The sequence below is a fragment of the Nonomuraea sp. IBHARD001 genome (assembly GCF_056106265.1).
Map to the genome: position 1 here is coordinate 5,401,119 of NZ_JBWBBW010000002.1, position 16,330 is coordinate 5,417,448.

Here is a 16,330-nt window from a genome sequence, read left to right on the forward strand (position 1 = left end):
TGACCGTGATCAAAGCGAAAAGTGTAGGCCAGTCATCTTCTCACCGGAACGCCCCGGTCAGACGCCGGAGAAGACCCTGTTGACGTCGATCGTGGCGAGGACGCCGTAGATCTCGCCCGTGCGTTCGACCAGGAGGTACTCCTGCGAGGGCGTCTCGCGCATCGCGTCGATGAGCTGCTCGCCCGTCAGGTCGGCGGCCAGCACCATCGAGGGCTCCAGCGAGCGGGCCAGCGACCCGGAGTTCACCCACGGCCTGCGGTGCTCGGGCACGGCCTCGACCGACGCCTCGTTGACGATCGCCTGCGGCCTGCCCTCGTGGTCGACCACGACGATCGCGCCCGCGTGCGCCTCGGCCGCACGGCGCAGCGCCTCGGCCAGCGGCAGTTCGGAGGTGACGGGAATGGCCCTGCGGGCCAGCGCCCTGGCGTTGACCTGCGGGATGCGGGCTCTGACCTTGGCCACGCGCAGCGACTGGCTGGCGCCGAACCAGATGAAGACCGCCAGCACGACCATCCACAGCACATAGCCTTCGAGCAGCGACTGCCCGCTCATCAGCGACAGCATGAACGGCAGTCCGGCCAGCAGCACCGCGAGCCCACGGCCGGCCCAGGCGGCGGCGACCGTGCCCGAGACGGAGTTGCGCGTCAGCTTCCACACGCCCGCGCGCAACATGCGCCCGCCGTCGAGCGGCAGTCCGGGCAGCAGGTTGAACACACCGACGATCAGGTTGGCGATCCACAGCTGGCGGGTCAGCACCTCCAGGATGCCGCCGTCGTTGACCAGCAGCACGTCGGCCCCGAACCCGAGCCCGGCCAGCAGCAGCGACAGCAGCGGCCCCGCGAACGCGATGACGAACTCCCTGCCGGGCGTCTCGGGCTCCTTCTCGATCTCCGACACGCCGCCCAGCAGGTAGAGCGTGATGCGCCGCACCCGCAGGCCGTACATCTTGGCCACCACGCTGTGGGCCAGCTCGTGCAGCAGCACCGAGATGTAGAGGAGCACGGCGAAGGCGAAGGCGACGGCGTAGGCGGCGGCTCCCGACAGCTCGGGCAGCATGGCGTTGAAGAACTCGCCGAAACTGATCGTGATGAAGGCCGCCACGATGAACCACGTCCACGACACGTAGACGGGGATGCCGAAGGGCCGCCCCATCCGCAGACCGGAGAACTCCTGACGCGGGCTTTCCGACACTGGCGGTTCACCACTCCTTGGTACGGGCCGTGCTGGACGACAAACGACTGTCCGCCTTGATGCTACGCGCCAACCGACTCTAACTGTCGGCCCCGTGACCTACAGTGCCTGCATGACGCTGACCGAGCCCGCGATCATCGGAGCGCTCTCCCCCTCACGGGCGGGCGACTTCATGACCTGCCCGCTGCTCTACCGCTTCCGGGTGATCGACAGGCTTCCGGAGAAGCCGTCGCCCGCCGCGGTCAGGGGCACGGTGGTGCACGCGGTGCTGGAGCGGCTCTACGACCTGCCGGCCGAGGGGCGTTCGGTGGCGGCGGCGCTGGAGCTGCTGGGTCCGCAGTGGGAGCGGCTGCTGGCCGAGGAGCCGGAATACGCGCAGATGTTCGCCGACGCGGCCGAGCAGGAGACGTGGCTCGCCCAGGCGCGCGGCATGCTGGAGCGCTACTTCACGCTGGAGGACCCGACCCGCCTTGAGCCGGCCGAGCGCGAGCTCTATGTCGAGGCCGTGCTCGACAGCGGGCTGATGCTGCGCGGCTATGTCGACAGGCTCGACGTCGCGCCGTCGGGGGATCTGCGGGTGGTCGACTACAAGACGGGCAGTGCGCCCGGCCGTGACTTCGAGGCCAAGGCGCTGTTCCAGATGAAGTTCTACGCGCTGGTGCTGTGGCGGCTGCGGGGCACGATCCCGAGGCTGTTGCAGCTGGTCTACCTGGGCGGGAGCGGCGAGGTGCTGCGTTACTCCCCCGACGAGGCCGACCTGCTGGCCACCGAGCGCAAGGTCTCGGCGTTGTGGCAGGCCATCCAGAAGGCTCTGGAGAGCGGCGAGTGGCGGCACCGCCCGAGCCGTCTGTGCGACTGGTGCGACTACCAGGCCCTGTGCCCGGCCTACGGCGGGACGCCGCCTCCGGTCCCCGCGCGCCAGCCGGGCGACACCGTCCGCGCCACCCGCAGGGCGGCGACGGACGAGCTCTAGGGGGAGAGCGGGCGCCGAGAGCTCCTCCCGGAGGAGGAGGAAGGGGGCTCTCACCTGTTCTTACATTGGTTTGGTGCGCACCACCCGGACCCTGGTCGTGGATTCGATATTGGCCGTCGTGTTCGGCCTGGCCTGTCTCGTGCTGTTCCTCGGCTCGGAACCCGACGTCTGGCTGACCTCGCAGGGGCTGCCCGCGGGCGCCCTGCGCGAGCCGGACGCGCTGGGCAGCGTGCTGACCGTGCTGGTCTGCCTGCCGGTGGCGTTGCGCAGGGTGCGGCCGTTCGCGGCGTTCTGCGTGGCCCACGTGCCCGGGCTGCTGCTGACGGGGCTCGGCTACGACTCGCCGCTGCTGGTGCTGCCGATGCTGGTGCTGCTGTACTCGGTCTCCTCACGGCGCGGCCTGGCGGTGAGCCTGGCGGCGCTGGCCATCGCCACGGTGGCCTACGCGGCCGAGGTGTGGCTGAGCCCGATCACCCTCGCGTGGTCCGATCACGTCCTGGTGCTGGTGGTGGCCGTCGCGGTCTGGGGCGCCGGGCGCAGTCTGCGGTTGCGCCGGGCCTACCTGGAGGAACTGCGGGACAGGGCGGCCCGGCTGGAGCGCGCCAGGGAGGCCGACACGCGGGCGGCCCGCGCGGAGGAGCGCTCCCGGATCGCGCGTGAGCTGCACGACGTGGTGGCCCACCACGTGAGTGTGATGACGGTGCAGGCGGCGGCGGCGCGCAAGGTGCTGGCGAGCGACCCCGAGCTGGCCAGGGAGGCGCTGGCCGCGATCGAGGAGCTGGGCCGCACCGCGATGAGCGAGATGCGCGGCCTGGTGGGCGTGCTGCGCACCGAGGGGCACACGACACCGGCCGAGCTGGGCCCGCAGCCGGGTGTCGGCGACCTGCCGACGCTGGTCGAGCAGATGCGTGAGGCCGGGCTCAGCACCCAGCTGTGGCTGGAGGGCGGCACCGGCCCGCTGCCGCCCGGCATCGACCTGGCCGCCTACCGGCTGGTCCAGGAGGGCCTGACCAACAGCCTGCGGCACGCGGGCGCGGGCGCGCGGGCCTGGGTGACGCTCAGGAGGGAGGCGGCCGAGCTGCTGGTCCAGGTGGAGGACGACGGCGCCGGGCCGAGCCCGGTGTCCGACCGTACGGGGCACGGTCTCGTCGGCATTCGCGAGCGGGTCGCACTCTATGGTGGAATCCTGAGGATCGGTCCACGGTCAGGGGGCGGTTTCGAGGTGCGGGCGACCTTCCCGCTGAGGGATGAGACATGACGATCAGAGTGCTGCTGGTGGACGACCAGCCACTGCTGCGCACGGGGTTCCGGCTCATCCTGGAGGCCGAGTCCGACATCACGGTCGTGGGCCAGGCGGGTGACGGCAAGGACGCGCAGGAGCAGTCCAGGGTGCTGCTGCCCGACGTCGTGCTGATGGACATCCGCATGCCGGGCGTCGACGGCATCGAGGCCACGCGGCGCATCGTGCGGGACGCGGTGGCGGGGGCGCACGTGCCGAAGGTGCTGGTGCTGACCACCTTCGACCTCGACGAGTACATCGTGGAGGCCCTGCGTTCGGGCGCGAGCGGCTTCCTGCTCAAGGACGTGCCGCCGGACGAGCTGGTGCAGGCGATCAGGGTGGTGGCGTCGGGTGACGCGATCGTGGCGCCGAGTGTGACCAGGCGCCTGCTGGACAGGTTCGCCACCAAGCTGCCTTCGGCGTTCGAGCAGGCGACGCCCGCCAGGCTGGACCGGCTGACCGAGCGCGAGCTCGAGGTGCTGCGGCTGATCGCCAAGGGCATGTCCAACGCCGAGATCGCCGCCAAGCTGGTGGTGAGCGAGACGACGGTCAAGACGCACGTGGGCAACGTGCTGACCAAGCTGGGCCTGCGCGACCGGGTGCAGGCCGTGGTGCTGGCCTACGAGACCGGCCTGATCACCCCCGGCGCCCTCCCGTAGGCGGGCCCCGCCCGTGAAAGGATGGGCGGGTGAGCGTCGAAGCGGACCCCAAGGGGGAGCGGCGCCGTCGCGGCCCCGGAGCCAGGCAGAACAGAGCGGCGACGGAGGCCGCGCTGATGGAGGCCGCGTTGCGCCTGCTGGAGCGCGACGGGGTGCTGGCCGGGCTGAGCCTCCAGGCGGTGGCCGACGAGGCCGGCGTCAACCGGGGGCTGATCCACCACTACTTCGGCAGCCGCCAGGCACTGCTGCGCGCGGCCCTGGAGGCGCGCAAGAGCGCGGGCGAGGAGCCGTTCGAGCAGGTGCGCGAGGAGCGGTCTGCCGACAAGGAGGCGTGGTCGTTCGCCGCGCACGCCCGTGATGCGAGCTATGCGCGTGTGGTCTCGCTGCTGGCGCTCGACGGCGACGAGGAGTTCGACCCGCTGCCCTACCTGGAGCGCCGCCTGGCCGATCTGCGCGCCGAGGCCGATGCCGGGCGGCTGCCCGCCGATGTGGACGCCGAGGCGATCCTCGTCATGTGGGACAGCTTCGTCTACGGCTACTTCGTCATGCGCACGGCCATCGCCAGGCAGCTCGACGTCACCCCCGAGGACCTGGACCACCGCGTCCGCACCACCTACAACCAGCTGACGGGCCGCACCGACCCGTGACCCCGGCGCCTCGCCCCGCTCCCCCTGACGCCCGCATCAACAGTTAGCGTTTCGCTAAGAAAAGTCTTGACCCGCCACCTGTCCCCATGTTTGCCTTTAGCGAATCGCTAAGCACGGGAGACCTCATGGCACACACGACGAGCAGGCCGGCCGCGGCGCTGGCGGCCCTCGCCCTGATCGCAGGCGGCATCACAGCCGGTACGGCACACGCGGCCCCCACCCCCGCCCTCACCCAGCCGGTCACCACCACCTCGGGCCCGGTCAGAGGCATCGACGACGGCGCCACCCACCGCTTCCTCGGCATCCCCTACGCCGCCCCGCCCGTCGGCCCCCTGCGCTGGAGTTCACCCCAGCCCCCGAAACCCTGGACCGCACCGAGGAACGCCGTCGCCTCGGGCAACCGCTGCCCCCAAGGCGGAGCGCCGGGCGCGGCCAGCGACACCGAGGACTGCCTCTACCTGGAGGTGACGGCCCCGGCCAAGGCGAAGAAGCGGCCCGTCGTGGTCTGGCTGCACGGCGGTGTGGGCGTGGTGGGAGCGGGCAGCGAGTACGACGCCAGGCGTTTCGCCCAGGGCGGTGACGTGGTGGTGGTCGCGCCGAACTTCAGGATCGGCGTGCTGGGCGCGCTGCAGCACCCGGCGCTGGACCCGGGTTCACGCCACGGCGACTCGGGCGCCTGGGGTGTGGAGGACCAGGTGGCGGCGCTGCGCTGGGTCAAGGCCAATATCGCGGCCTTCGGCGGCGACCCGGGCCGGGTGACGATCGCGGGCGAGTCGGCGGGCGCGACGGCGGTGTGCGGCCTGCTGCTCGCCCCCATCGCCAAGGGCCTGTTCCACCGGGCGATCATGCAGAGCGGCCCCTGCCACCTGCGCTGGGCCAAGGACGCCCTGTTCGAGGGCACCCCGGCCAACGACGGCCGATCGGCCACCCGCAAGGAACGGATGAAGGGCAACCTCGACGCCGCCCGCAGGCTCGGCTGCGGCGATGTGGCCAGGGCCGCGGCCTGCCTGCGCGCGGTGCCGGTATCGAAGATCATCAAGGTGCAGACCGAGGGCGTCGACGTCGGCGCCGGATCGGGCACGCCGCGCCTGCGGACCAACGAGCGTCTCGGCATCGGCAGGTTCAACCGGGTTCCCGTGCTGATCGGCGCGACGCGTGACGAGAGCCGCTACTTCGTCGGGCTGCGCTTCGACGGGATGAAGGGCCGCCCGCTCACCGCCGCCGAGTACCCGGGCGTCCTGCGTGCGAGCTTCGGCTCCGACGCGCCGAAGATCCTCAAGAGGTACCCGATCGGCAAGGACGTCAAGCCGGGCGAGGCCCTGTCGGCCGTCTACACCGATCACGGCTGGTTCTGCTCGACGCTCACCACGGCGACCGCGCTGGCCGGGCACGTGCCGACCTACACCTTCGAGTTCGCCGACGAGCCCTACGCCACCTTCCCCGGCCTCAGCTTCAGGCCCGGCGTCCCGCACGGCTCCGACGTGCCGTACCTGTTCGAGTACAACGGGACCTCGTCGCTGACGAAGGAGTCGATGCGCAGGCTGGCGGGGCAGATGATCGGCTACTGGGCGCGGTTCGCGGCGAGCGGCGACCCGAACGGGGCCGGGCTGCCCGCGTGGCCGCGCTGGAAGGCGGCGCCGGGGAAGGCTGCGTCAGGGAAGGCTGCGTCGGGGAAGGCGCTGTCGCTGAACTCGGCGGGGCCGGGCCCGCGCACGCGTGACGTGGCCGCGGCGCACAGGTGCGGGTTCTGGGATCGCCTCTATCCGAGATAGCCCCGCAAGCGGACGACATCCGAGACAGCCCCTGCAAGCCGACGACCCCGGCTCCCCCGTGAAGGGAGGGCCGGGGTCGTCGCGTGCGTGCGTCAGGCGGTGACCGCCTCGCCGCCCTTGTCGGCGGGCTGTACGACGTTCTCGGGGAAGTGGCAGGCCACCTGGTGTCCCGAGTTGATCGTCTCCAGCGGCGGCTCGACCGTCTTGCAGATCTCCTGCGCCTTCCAGCACCGCGTGTGGAAGCGGCAGGCGGGCGGCGGGTTGAGCGGGCTGGGCACGTCGCCCTGCAGGCGGATGCGCTCACGGCCCTGGCTGCGGCCCTTGGGATCGGGCACGGGCACGGCCGACAGCAGCGCGTTGGTGTAGGGGTGCATCGGCGAGGTGTAGAGCGACTTGCGGTCGGCGATCTCCACCATCTTGCCGAGGTACATCACCGCGACCCGGTCACTGATGTGCCGCACCACCGAAAGGTCGTGCGCGATCACCACATAGGTCAGGTCGAGCTCGTTCTGCAGGTCTTCGAGCAGGTTGACGACCTGGGCCTGGATCGACACGTCGAGCGCGGAGACCGGCTCGTCGGCGATGATCAGCTTCGGCTTGAGCGCGAGCGTGCGGGCGATGCCGATGCGCTGGCGCTGACCGCCGGAGAACTCGTGCGGATAGCGGTTGTAGTGCTCGGGGTTGAGCCCCACCAGCGCGAGGATGTCCTGTACGGCGCGCTTGATACCGTGCTCGGTCTTGATGCCCTGGATCCGGAAGGGCGCACCGACGATCGCACCGACCGTGTGCCGAGGGTTCAGCGACGAGTACGGGTCCTGGAAGATCATCTGTACGTCACGGCGCAGCGGCCTGATCCGGCCCTGCGACATGTGCGTGATGTCGTGCCCCTGGAAGACGATCTTGCCGCCGGTGGGCTCGATCAGCCGGGTGATCAGGCGGCCCGTGGTGGTCTTGCCGCAGCCGGACTCGCCGACCAGGCCCAGCGTCTCGCCCTTGACGACGTCGAAGCTGATCCCGTCGACGGCCTTGACCGCCCCGACCTGGCGCTGCAGCAGCCCCTTCTTCACGGGGAAGTGCTTCTCCAGGCCCTGCACCGACAGCAGTGGCTCTTGCTTCACGACGTCTCCAGGTTCGGCTTGATCTCGGTCTCCCAGATCCCGCGGCGCTCCTCGCTGGACAGATGGCAGCGCACCAGGTGGCCGCGCTCGGTCTGCAGGAGCTCGGGCACCTCGGTGCTGCCCTTGCCGCCCGTGCGCTCCTCGAAGTTGCAGCGCGGGTGGAAGGCGCACCCGGAGGGCACGTTGATCAGGGAGGGCGGGGAGCCCTTGATCGGCAGCAGGCGATCGGTCGGCTCCCTGTCGAGCCGGGGCATGGATCCCAGCAAACCCCAGGTGTAGGGGTGCTCAGGCCGCTCGAAGATGTGCTCGGCCGTGCCGTACTCGATGGCCTTGCCTCCGTACATCACCAGGATGTCGTCGGAGAGCTCGGCGACCACACCGAGGTCGTGCGTGATGATGATCAGCGCGGCGTTGAAGTCGCGCTGCAGGTCGCGCATGAGGTCGAGGATCTGCGCCTGGACGGTCACGTCGAGCGCGGTCGTCGGCTCATCGGCGATGAGCAGTTCGGGGTCGCACGACAGCGACATGGCGATCATCGCGCGCTGGCGCATACCGCCGGAGAACTCGTGCGGGTAGCTGTCGACGCGCTTGTCCGGCTGCGGGATGCCGACGCGGCCGAGCATGTCGATCGCGTGCTTGCGCGCGACCTTCTTGCTGACGTTGTGGTGCACCCGGTAGGCCTCGATGATCTGCTGACCGACCGTGTAGTACGGGTGCATGGCCGACAGCGGGTCCTGGAAGATCATCGACATCTTCTTGCCGCGCAGCGTGCGCACGTGGTCGGCACTCGCGCCGACCAGCTCCTCGCCGTCCAGCCAGATCTCGCCCGAGATCTTGGCGCGGCCGCCCTTGTGCAGGCCGAGGATGCCCAGGCTGGTCACCGACTTGCCCGAACCCGACTCGCCCACGATGCCGAGCGTCTTGCCCCGCTCCAGGCTGAAGGTCAGGCCGTCGACGGACTTGACCAGACCGTCGTCCGTCGGAAAGTGGATCTTGAGATCCTTGAGTTCGAGGAAACTCACGAAAGCCTCACCCTCGGGTCCACGACCGCGTAGAGCAGGTCGACGATCAGGTTGGCGAACACCACGAAGAACGCCGCGAGCATGGTGACGCCCATGATCTGCGGAAGGTCGTTCTTACCGATGGCGAGGACGGCGTACCTGCCGACGCCCGGTAGCGAGAAGGTGCTCTCCGTGAGGATCGCGCCGCCGAGCAGCAGGCCGAAGTCGAGACCGAAGATCGTGACGATGGGGGTGAGCGCGGCGCGCAGGCCGTGCTTGGCGATGACCGTACGCTCGCGCAGGCCCTTGGCCCTCGCGGTCCTGATGTAGTCCTCGCCCATGGTCTCCAACATGCCCGAACGGGTGAGCCGCGCATAGGCGGCGGCGTTGAGGAAGGCCAGGGTGACCCAGGGCAGGATCAGTTTGTAGGCCCAGTCGACGGGATTCTCCGTGATGGGCGTGTAGGAGTTGCCCGGCGCCGTGATACCCAGCGTGTAACTGAACACGACGAGCGACACGATGCCGGTGAAGAAGATGGGCAGTGAGACACCTGCCAGGGCGATGCTCATCGCCGCCCGGTCGAAGAAGGTGCCACGTCTCAGTGCCGAGAGCACGCCGACGGCCACGCCCGAGACCAGCCAGATGACCCCCGCCCCCAAAGCCAGCGACAGGGTCACGGGCAATCGGTCGATGAGGTCGTCCCAGACCGGCTGGTTGGTGATGAAGGAGTAGCCGAAGCACGGAGCCGGGCACTGCTCGACGGTTGCGCCCGTGTCGTACTCCGAACCGAGGAAGACACCCTTGATCCAGCGCCCGTACTGAGTCACCACGGGGTCGTTGAAGCCGAGCTTCTCCGCGGTGAGTGCGATCGTCGCTTCGTTCGCGCCTCTGCCGATGTAGCGGCTGGCGAAGTCCTCGGCCGTCGCGCCCGCCATCCGCGGGACCACGAAGAAGATCGAGAACGTGACCATGCTCACCACGATGAGCATGAGCAGGGCGCCGATCAGACGCCGGATGATGTAAGTGACCACAGTCTCCCCCGGCTCCGGAGGCCGGCCTCGTGGGCCGGCCTCCTTATGCCTTGGCTTGCTGAACGGTTAGCCGACTACTTACTCGCTGAGGCCCAGCGCCGTGTAGTCGTACATGTCGAAGGCGCCGGTGATGAACTGGTTCGTCACACCCTTGCCTCGCATGAGCAGACCCTTGGCGTAGACCGCGGGGAGCACGTAGGCGCCGTCCATGACCTTCTGGTCGATCTGGCCGTACAGGGCGTCACGCTTGGCGACGTCCTGCTCGATGTAGGCGGCGTCGAGCAGCGAGTCGACGTCCTTGTCGATGATGCTCAGGTTGTAGTTGCCGGACTCGCGGATCGTGCGGCTGTCGACGATCGCCGACAGGAAGCCGAAGCCGTCGTTCCAGTCGGCGCCCCAGCCGTGGGTGGCCAGGCCGATGCCGTTGGACTTGGTGAACTCCGGCTTGCCCGCGTAGAGGCTGAAGTAGTCGGAGGTCGGGTAGCCCTTCAGGGTCACCTTGATGCCGACCTTGGCCAGAGCCTGCTGCAGCGACTCGGCGGCGGCCTTCTCCTTCGGGCGGTCCGAGCGGAACGTCATGTTCGTCTCGAAGCCGTCAGGCTTGCCACAGGCGGTCAGCGCGGCCTTGGCCTTCTCCGCGTCGCCGGTGCCGGTCGGGTAGGTCTCGACCTTCTTCCAGCCACCGATGGACGGGGGCATGAGGCTGCCGGCGATCTCGCCGCCGATCTCGCCTCCGTAGGCGTTCTGCAGGCCGACGCGGTCGGCGGCGTAGATCACGGCCTTGCGGCACTCGAGGTTGGCGAGGTCGCCGTTACCCATGATCGCGATGTACCAGGTGCGGGCTGCGGTGGGGTTGTCCGTGCGGGCCTTGAGCGCCGGGTCGGCGATCGTACGGCCGAGCGCGGCCGGCTGCATGCCGGAACCGGCGAGGTCGACGTGCAGGTCGCCCGAGGCGATCTGGTTGTCGATGTCGTCGGCGTTGACGCCCAGGGCGATCTCGTACTTGTCGGGAAGCGCCTTGCGGTTGGGGTCGGTCGCCTGGTCCCACTGGTCGTTGCGGACCAGGACGTAGCGCTTGCCGGCCTCGACGGTCTCGAACTTGTACGGGCCGGAGGACACGACGTGGTCGCGGTACTTGGCGCCGGTGTCCTTGGCCTGCGGGACCGGAACCGTCATCGGCAGGGCGGCGAAGTTGTCGAAGCCACCGAAGGGACGGTTGAGGTGGAAGACGATCGTCTGGTCGTCCGGGGTCTCGATCGCGCTGTCGAGGTTCACGTCGGGCGTGGTGTAGACCGACTTGAAGTCCTTGGGCCAGGCGAGCCAGTCGTTGAGGTACGAGGGGCCGTGCGTGAAGGTCTTCTTGTCGAAGGAACGCGCCACCGCGTACTTCACGTCCTTGGACGTGATCGGGGTGCCGTCCTCGAACTTCAGACCGGCGCGCAGCTTGTAGGTCCAGGTCTTGCCCTCGTCGCTCGCCACGCCCAGGCTCTCGGCCAGGTCGGGGACGAGCTCACGGCCGGCGCCACCGGGCGCGGCCTTGTAGGTGACCAGCGGGCGTCCGTAGATGCGCAGCAGGTTCCACGACATGCCGTAGTAGGTGTCGCCGGGGTCCACCGAGTCCCAGTCCTCGGAGACGGCCATCTTCAGCGTGCCACCCTTCTTCTCGGAAGGGTTGAACACCGCCTCGAGGCCGGCGTTGAAGGCGTCGGCCGCGGGAGCGGCCGCCGTGGCAGCGGTCTCGCCGGGCTTGGGAGCCTCGCCGCCACCGCCACAGGCCGCAAGTGCCAGGGCCAGGACCGTGCCGGTGGCCGCGAGGGCCAGGCCAGATCTCGTTTTCATTTACTAGTACCCCTTTGTCGGATTAGGGCCATCGTGAGGTGAGGGTCAGCGAGAGGACTTCGGGTCCAGCGCGTCGCGCAGGCCGTCGCCGAAGAGGTTGAACGCCAGCACGGTGATGAAGATCGCCATGCCGGGGAAGAACATGAAGTGCGGGACGTTGTAGTACTTCACCGCGTCCGAGAGCATGCCGCCCCACGTGGCGGTGGGCGGCTGGATGCCGACCCCCAGGAAGGACAGCGCGGCCTCGAACAGCACGTTCGTCGGGATGAGCAGCGTCGAGTAGATCAGGATCGGCGCGATCAGGTTCGGCAGGATCTCGCGGAACAGGATGTACGGCCCGCGGGCGCCGAGGCTGCGGGAGGCGTCGACGAACTCGCGCTCACGCAGCGACAACGTCTGGCCTCTGATGATGCGCGCGATGTAGGACCAGTTGAAGAACCCGATCACGAAGATCAGCAGCAGGATGCGGAGCGTGTCGCCCTTCACCCCCAGCTTCTGCTCGAACTGGGCCAGCACACCCACCAGGGCGAGCGCGAAGACCAGGAGCGGGAAGGCGAGGAAGACGTCCATGAGACGGCTGATGACGGTGTCGACCCAGCCGCCGAAGAAGCCGGCGATGACACCCATGATCGTGCCGATGACGACCGAGAGCATCGTGGCCAGGAAGGCGATGAGGAGGGAGATCCTCGCGCCGTAGACCACCCGGCTGAACAGGTCGCGCCCGTTGAGCGGCTCCAGGCCGAACAGGTGCTCCGCGCTGATCCCCGTGCCGCCCTTGGGCATCATGGTCGAGGTGTCGATCATCGACTGGTTGAACTCGTTCGGGTCCTGCCCGAACCAGCCCACGATCACCGGCGCGAAGACCGCGACCAGGACCAGGAAGATGACGACTCCCGCACCCGTCAGCGCCACCTTGTCGCGCTTGAGGTGCATCCAGGCGATCTGGCCGAGCGAGCGGCCCTGGATCGCCTTACGGTCTGCTCCCGCCAATACGGATTCCGGAGTGGCCGTCTCGGCCGAGCTCGGGACATCTAGCGGTGCGGCCATGCGCCCTCCTCAGTAAGCCGCATGACCAAGGTGCTGTCCGAGTTGATGCCCGCGCTTAGCTCAGCCATCAATGCGGCCCCCTGGGTTCCAGACGACATTGTCCGTCGGGCGGGTATCCGGTCCGGATCCCTTGCGCCCGTCTCCTTGCAAGCGACCGCCGTGCGCGGTCTCAGGAGGCAGAATCCATGGTCTGAGCTGCGCTGACTAGCCCCTCAGGCCGCTATGTGGCTCAACTGTGATTGACGCGAAACGCATTCGTATTGATCTTGGAAGAAATGTCAAGAGGCCGTCCCGGTTACGTCTCAGTCCTGTGACATATCACTGGCCGGTAACCCCAAAGGTGGGATGAATTCACTGATCAGGGGGTGGTGCGAAAGGGGCGGGAGGGATAGATGTGACGGACGATGCCCACGCGCTCGGAGGGATAAACGCGAAATGCCATGCCCGGCGGTGAGACCGGACATGGCACGAGGAGCGAAGGCGACCGCCAGGTGAGGGGCGGCGACACAAGGAGCCGAGATGACCACCCGACGGCGAGCCGGACATGGCACGAGGGGCCAAGGCGACCGCCCCGTGAGGGGCGGAATGCGGGTCAGCTGATGCCGCGGCGCTTGAGCAGGTCCTCGATGTCGGAGAAGTCGTCGTCGGCCGCCTTCTTCTTCGGCTGGACGGCCGCGCGCGGAGCCGGCTGCTGGGCCGCCTGGGCGCCGGAGGGGGCGGGCACGCCCGCCTCGCCGCCCCGCCTGGCGGGCTTGGCCTTCTTCTCCGCGCCGCCGCCCGCCCGCGACCTGAGCACGCCCGAGACGACGAACAGCACCGCCGCGAGCCCGGCCAGCGCCACGCCCGTCCACACGACCGGATTGAACACCAGACTCGTCACGAACCCGACCGCCGTCGCGCCGATCTTCCACAGCGCGTCCAGCGCGCCGGTCAGATAGGCGGCCATCGGCAGCAGCGACCACGCCGCCAGCCGCAGCCCCGCGGCGGCCCCCTTGCGCCGCAGCAGCAGGAAGCTGAAGACCAGCCCCGCCCCCGTCAGCCCCAGGCACAGCGGGAACCAGGCGATCGAACTAAACGTATCCATGGCGGAGCGCCCCTCCATCTCGACCAAACGCCTTCCATCCTGGCACGCGAAGCCGCCGCACCCTCTCCTCCCAGAGAACGGATCTCCCCCTAGGGGACGCCGCCAAGCCGTCTCAGGGTGGCCATTGGCATGTTTTGTACCCCCGGGGGTATGTTGGGGGCATGGAGCTGAACGAAACGATGGTCGGCGACGCCACCACCAGGCTGAGGCGGGCCCACGGGCAGCTGGCCGGGGTCATCGCGATGATCGAGGCCGGCGAGGACTGCGTGAAGGTGCTCACCCAGCTGGCCGCCGTCTCCAAGGCGCTCGACCGGGCCGGGTTCAAGATCGTCGCCAGCGGCCTGCGCCACTGCCAGGACGCCCAGGCCAGAGGCGAGGAGCCGCCCATGAGCCAGGAGGCCCTGGAGAAGCTCTTCCTCTCCCTGGCCTAGGCCCCTGGCGCAAAGGCCCTGGCGAACAGGCCCGCCCGACTCGGCGCGACGAGTCCTCTGGTTCGGTCCCCCTCCAGGGGGACGTGTGTCATCCGTATACCCCCCTGGGTATGCATGTCTGGGAAGGACTCCGTCATGGAGATCGTCTCAATCCGCACCGAAGGCCTGGGCGACCAGAGCCACCTGCTCGTGCACGACGGCAGAGCCGTGCTCGTCGACCCGCAGCGCGACATCGACCGGTTCCTCGCCGAGGCCGACCGGCGCTCGGCCGAGGTCAGGTTCGTCCTGGAGACGCACCTGCACAACGACTACGCCTCCGGCGCGGTCGAGGCCGCCCGCCGCAGCGGCGGTGAGCTGGTCCTGCCCGCGGGCGCCGCACCCGCCTACCCGCACACGCCCGCCTTCCACCTGGAGGACCTCGACGGCGGGCGCGGCCTGACCGTCAGGCCCGTGCACACGCCGGGCCACACGCCCGAGCACACCAGCTACCTCGTCCTGATCGACGGCGAGCCGGTGGCCGTCTTCTCCGGCGGCAGCCTGCTCGTCTCGTCGGCCGGGCGGCCCGACCTGCTCGGCCGGGACCGGGCCAGGAGCATGGCGGGCCTGCAGTACGGCTCGGTGCACCGGCTGGCGGGGCTGCCCCCGCACGTGGAGCTGCTGCCCACGCACGGGGAGGGGTCGTTCTGCTCGATCTCGGGCGCCGCCTCCCACACCTCGACCATCGGGGCCGAGCTCAAGGGCAATCCGCTGCTGGCGCTCCCGGACGAGGAGGCGTTCGCCCAGGCCCTGCTGGGCACGCCGCTGCCCATCCCCGCCTTCTACGCGCACATGGCCGCGGCCAACATCGCGGGCGTCGGGCCGATGCCGCCGCTGACCGCGCCCGAGCTGGACGCGCACGTGGCCGCCGCCGAAGGCGTGCTGCCCGACGGCGCCGACGTCGTCGACATCAGGCCGAGGGCCCGTCAGGCCGAAGGCCTGCTGCCCGGCTCGCTCGCCGTCGAACTGCGCGCCGACTTCGGCACCTGGACCGGCTGGCTGGTGCCCAGGGGCACGCCCATCGTCCTGGTCGCCGAGCCCGGTCAGGACGTCGCCGAGGCGATCACCCAGCTGGCCAGGATCGGCGTCGACGACGTCGTCGGCGTGGTGACGTCGCTGGGCGAGGCGACACGCGAAGGCACGGGCGGCTACGACCTGGCCGGGTTCGAGCTGCTCGACCTGGCGGCGTTCGCCGAGCGGCTGGCCGGAGAGCAGCTGCTCGACGTGCGGGCGCCCGCCGAGTTCGCGGCCTCCTCTATCCCCGGTGCGATCCACCGCTTCCTGCCCGACCTGGCCACCGAGGGCGTGCCCGCCGAGCTGGACAGGGACCGTGAGGTGTTCATCGCCTGCGGCACCGGCAGGCGTGCGACGATCGCCGCCAGCCTGCTGCTGGCCGAGGGCTACCGGCCGGTCGTGCTCACGGGCGCGGGCGTGCGCGAGCTGATCGGCGTGCTGTGAGGCACGGCCCGCAGGGCGCTACTCCCCCGGCACCAGACGCCTGAGGACGTCCACCGACACCTCGGTCAGGGACGAGACGACCAGACGGCCGGGCGCCTGCTCGATGGGCAGCAGGCTGGGCACGGCCACGACCGCGCACCCCGCGGCCGTGCCCGCCGCCACGCCGTTGGGCGAGTCCTCCAGGACGACGCAGCGGACCGGCTCGACGCCGAGCCGCTCGGCGGCCGTCAGGTACGGCTCGGGGTCCGGCTTGGTCCGGCTCACGTCGTCGGCCGTGACCACGGTGGTGAACCTGTCGCGGCCCACGTGCCCGAGCACCGTCTCGGCCAGCTCCTTGAGCGAGGAGGTGACCAGCGCGATCGGCACGCCCTCGGCACGCAACGCCTCCAGCAGCTCGATCGCGCCCGGCATCACGTCGACGTGCAGGCCGACCCGGCGCACCATGCCGTCGAGCAGCCACTCCCGCACCTCCTGCGGCGCCACCCGGGAGCCGGAGACGCCGAGCATGTAGTCGACCGTGCGCTCCATCGAGCCGCCCACCAGATGCGTCTGGTGCTCGGGCGACCACTCGCCGCCCAGCCTGGCCATCACCTCGGTCTCGACCTGCAGCCACACCTTCTCGGTGTCGACCAGCAGGCCGTCCATGTCGAAGAAAACCGCGTCCACCTTGTCCCCGTTCCTTACCTTGTCATCTCGTAGGACAGCCCAGCACACCGCCGCGCGTGCCGGGGTACCGGGGTCGCCCTCCGCCTGCCCTTCTCCTG

Annotated in this window: 15 protein-coding genes; 7 read left to right on the forward strand and 8 right to left on the reverse strand. The window is 69.7% G+C overall.

The annotated features are described in order from the left end of the window. Positions 1 to 57: 57 nt before the first annotated feature. The gene (locus tag ACTWNK_RS26680) at positions 58 to 1,152 is read right to left on the reverse strand and encodes a site-2 protease family protein (RefSeq protein ID WP_474310989.1); all 1,095 of its coding nucleotides are present in this window, start codon (positions 1,150 to 1,152) and stop codon (positions 58 to 60) included. A gap of 151 nt (positions 1,153 to 1,303) precedes the next feature. On the opposite strand from ACTWNK_RS26680, the gene ACTWNK_RS26685 reads away from it, so the two are divergent. The 5 genes from ACTWNK_RS26685 (at position 1,304) to ACTWNK_RS26705 (ending at position 6,521) form a co-directional block, all read left to right on the forward strand. Next, positions 1,304 to 2,164: a RecB family exonuclease gene (locus ACTWNK_RS26685; RefSeq protein ID WP_474307284.1), complete on the forward strand. Its 861-nt coding sequence runs from the start codon at positions 1,304 to 1,306 to the stop codon at positions 2,162 to 2,164. A 73-nt stretch (positions 2,165 to 2,237) separates the two neighbouring features. Beyond that, positions 2,238 to 3,422 (forward strand): sensor histidine kinase, encoded by a 1,185-nt coding sequence (locus tag ACTWNK_RS26690; protein ID WP_474307285.1) that lies wholly within the window; start codon positions 2,238 to 2,240, stop codon positions 3,420 to 3,422. Continuing rightward, complete coding sequence (locus tag ACTWNK_RS26695) at positions 3,419 to 4,102, forward strand: response regulator (protein WP_474307286.1); 684 nt, start codon at positions 3,419 to 3,421, stop codon at positions 4,100 to 4,102. Before ACTWNK_RS26690 ends, ACTWNK_RS26695 begins: the two co-directional genes overlap by 4 nt. A gap of 29 nt (positions 4,103 to 4,131) precedes the next feature. After that, positions 4,132 to 4,749 carry a TetR/AcrR family transcriptional regulator gene (locus ACTWNK_RS26700; RefSeq protein WP_474307287.1) on the forward strand — a complete coding sequence of 206 codons (618 nt, stop codon included), beginning with the start codon at positions 4,132 to 4,134 and terminating at the stop codon, positions 4,747 to 4,749. 125 nt (positions 4,750 to 4,874) lie between these two features. Then, positions 4,875 to 6,521, forward strand: a complete 1,647-nt coding sequence (locus ACTWNK_RS26705) for a carboxylesterase/lipase family protein (RefSeq protein ID WP_474307288.1) — start codon at positions 4,875 to 4,877, stop codon at positions 6,519 to 6,521. Between the two features lie 92 nt (positions 6,522 to 6,613). Here ACTWNK_RS26705 and ACTWNK_RS26710 read toward each other — a convergent pair whose 3' ends face one another. The 6 genes from ACTWNK_RS26710 to ACTWNK_RS26735 form a co-directional block, all read right to left on the reverse strand. Beyond that, complete coding sequence (locus ACTWNK_RS26710) at positions 6,614 to 7,639, reverse strand: ABC transporter ATP-binding protein (RefSeq protein ID WP_474307289.1); 1,026 nt, start codon at positions 7,637 to 7,639, stop codon at positions 6,614 to 6,616. Beyond that, complete coding sequence (locus tag ACTWNK_RS26715) at positions 7,636 to 8,661, reverse strand: ABC transporter ATP-binding protein (protein ID WP_474307290.1); 1,026 nt, start codon at positions 8,659 to 8,661, stop codon at positions 7,636 to 7,638. The genes ACTWNK_RS26710 and ACTWNK_RS26715 overlap by 4 nt, the downstream gene beginning before the upstream one ends. Beyond that, positions 8,658 to 9,671, reverse strand: coding sequence for an ABC transporter permease (locus ACTWNK_RS26720; RefSeq protein WP_474307291.1), 1,014 nt, complete (start codon positions 9,669 to 9,671; stop codon positions 8,658 to 8,660). The genes ACTWNK_RS26715 and ACTWNK_RS26720 overlap by 4 nt, the downstream gene beginning before the upstream one ends. A gap of 78 nt (positions 9,672 to 9,749) precedes the next feature. Next, a complete protein-coding gene (locus ACTWNK_RS26725; RefSeq protein WP_474307292.1) occupies positions 9,750 to 11,510 on the reverse strand; it encodes an ABC transporter substrate-binding protein in 1,761 nt (586 codons plus the stop codon). A 45-nt stretch (positions 11,511 to 11,555) separates the two neighbouring features. Next, positions 11,556 to 12,557 (reverse strand): ABC transporter permease, encoded by a 1,002-nt coding sequence (locus ACTWNK_RS26730; RefSeq protein WP_474307293.1) that lies wholly within the window; start codon positions 12,555 to 12,557, stop codon positions 11,556 to 11,558. Positions 12,558 to 13,149: 592 nt separating this feature from the next. Next, positions 13,150 to 13,641 (reverse strand): cellulose synthase, encoded by a 492-nt coding sequence (locus ACTWNK_RS26735; RefSeq protein ID WP_474307294.1) that lies wholly within the window; start codon positions 13,639 to 13,641, stop codon positions 13,150 to 13,152. A 161-nt stretch (positions 13,642 to 13,802) separates the two neighbouring features. Between ACTWNK_RS26735 and ACTWNK_RS26740 the strand changes: the two genes are divergently transcribed. Beyond that, a complete protein-coding gene (locus ACTWNK_RS26740; RefSeq protein ID WP_474307295.1) occupies positions 13,803 to 14,072 on the forward strand; it encodes a metal-sensitive transcriptional regulator in 270 nt (89 codons plus the stop codon). Between the two features lie 135 nt (positions 14,073 to 14,207). Then, complete coding sequence (locus tag ACTWNK_RS26745; protein WP_474307296.1) at positions 14,208 to 15,566, forward strand: rhodanese-like domain-containing protein; 1,359 nt, start codon at positions 14,208 to 14,210, stop codon at positions 15,564 to 15,566. Between the two features lie 18 nt (positions 15,567 to 15,584). Here the strand turns inward: ACTWNK_RS26745 and ACTWNK_RS26750 are convergent, their stop codons facing one another. Next, on the reverse strand, positions 15,585 to 16,232 hold the full coding sequence (locus ACTWNK_RS26750; RefSeq protein WP_474307297.1) for an HAD family hydrolase: 648 nt from the start codon (positions 16,230 to 16,232) through the stop codon (positions 15,585 to 15,587). Between the last annotated feature and the right edge of the window lie 98 nt (positions 16,233 to 16,330).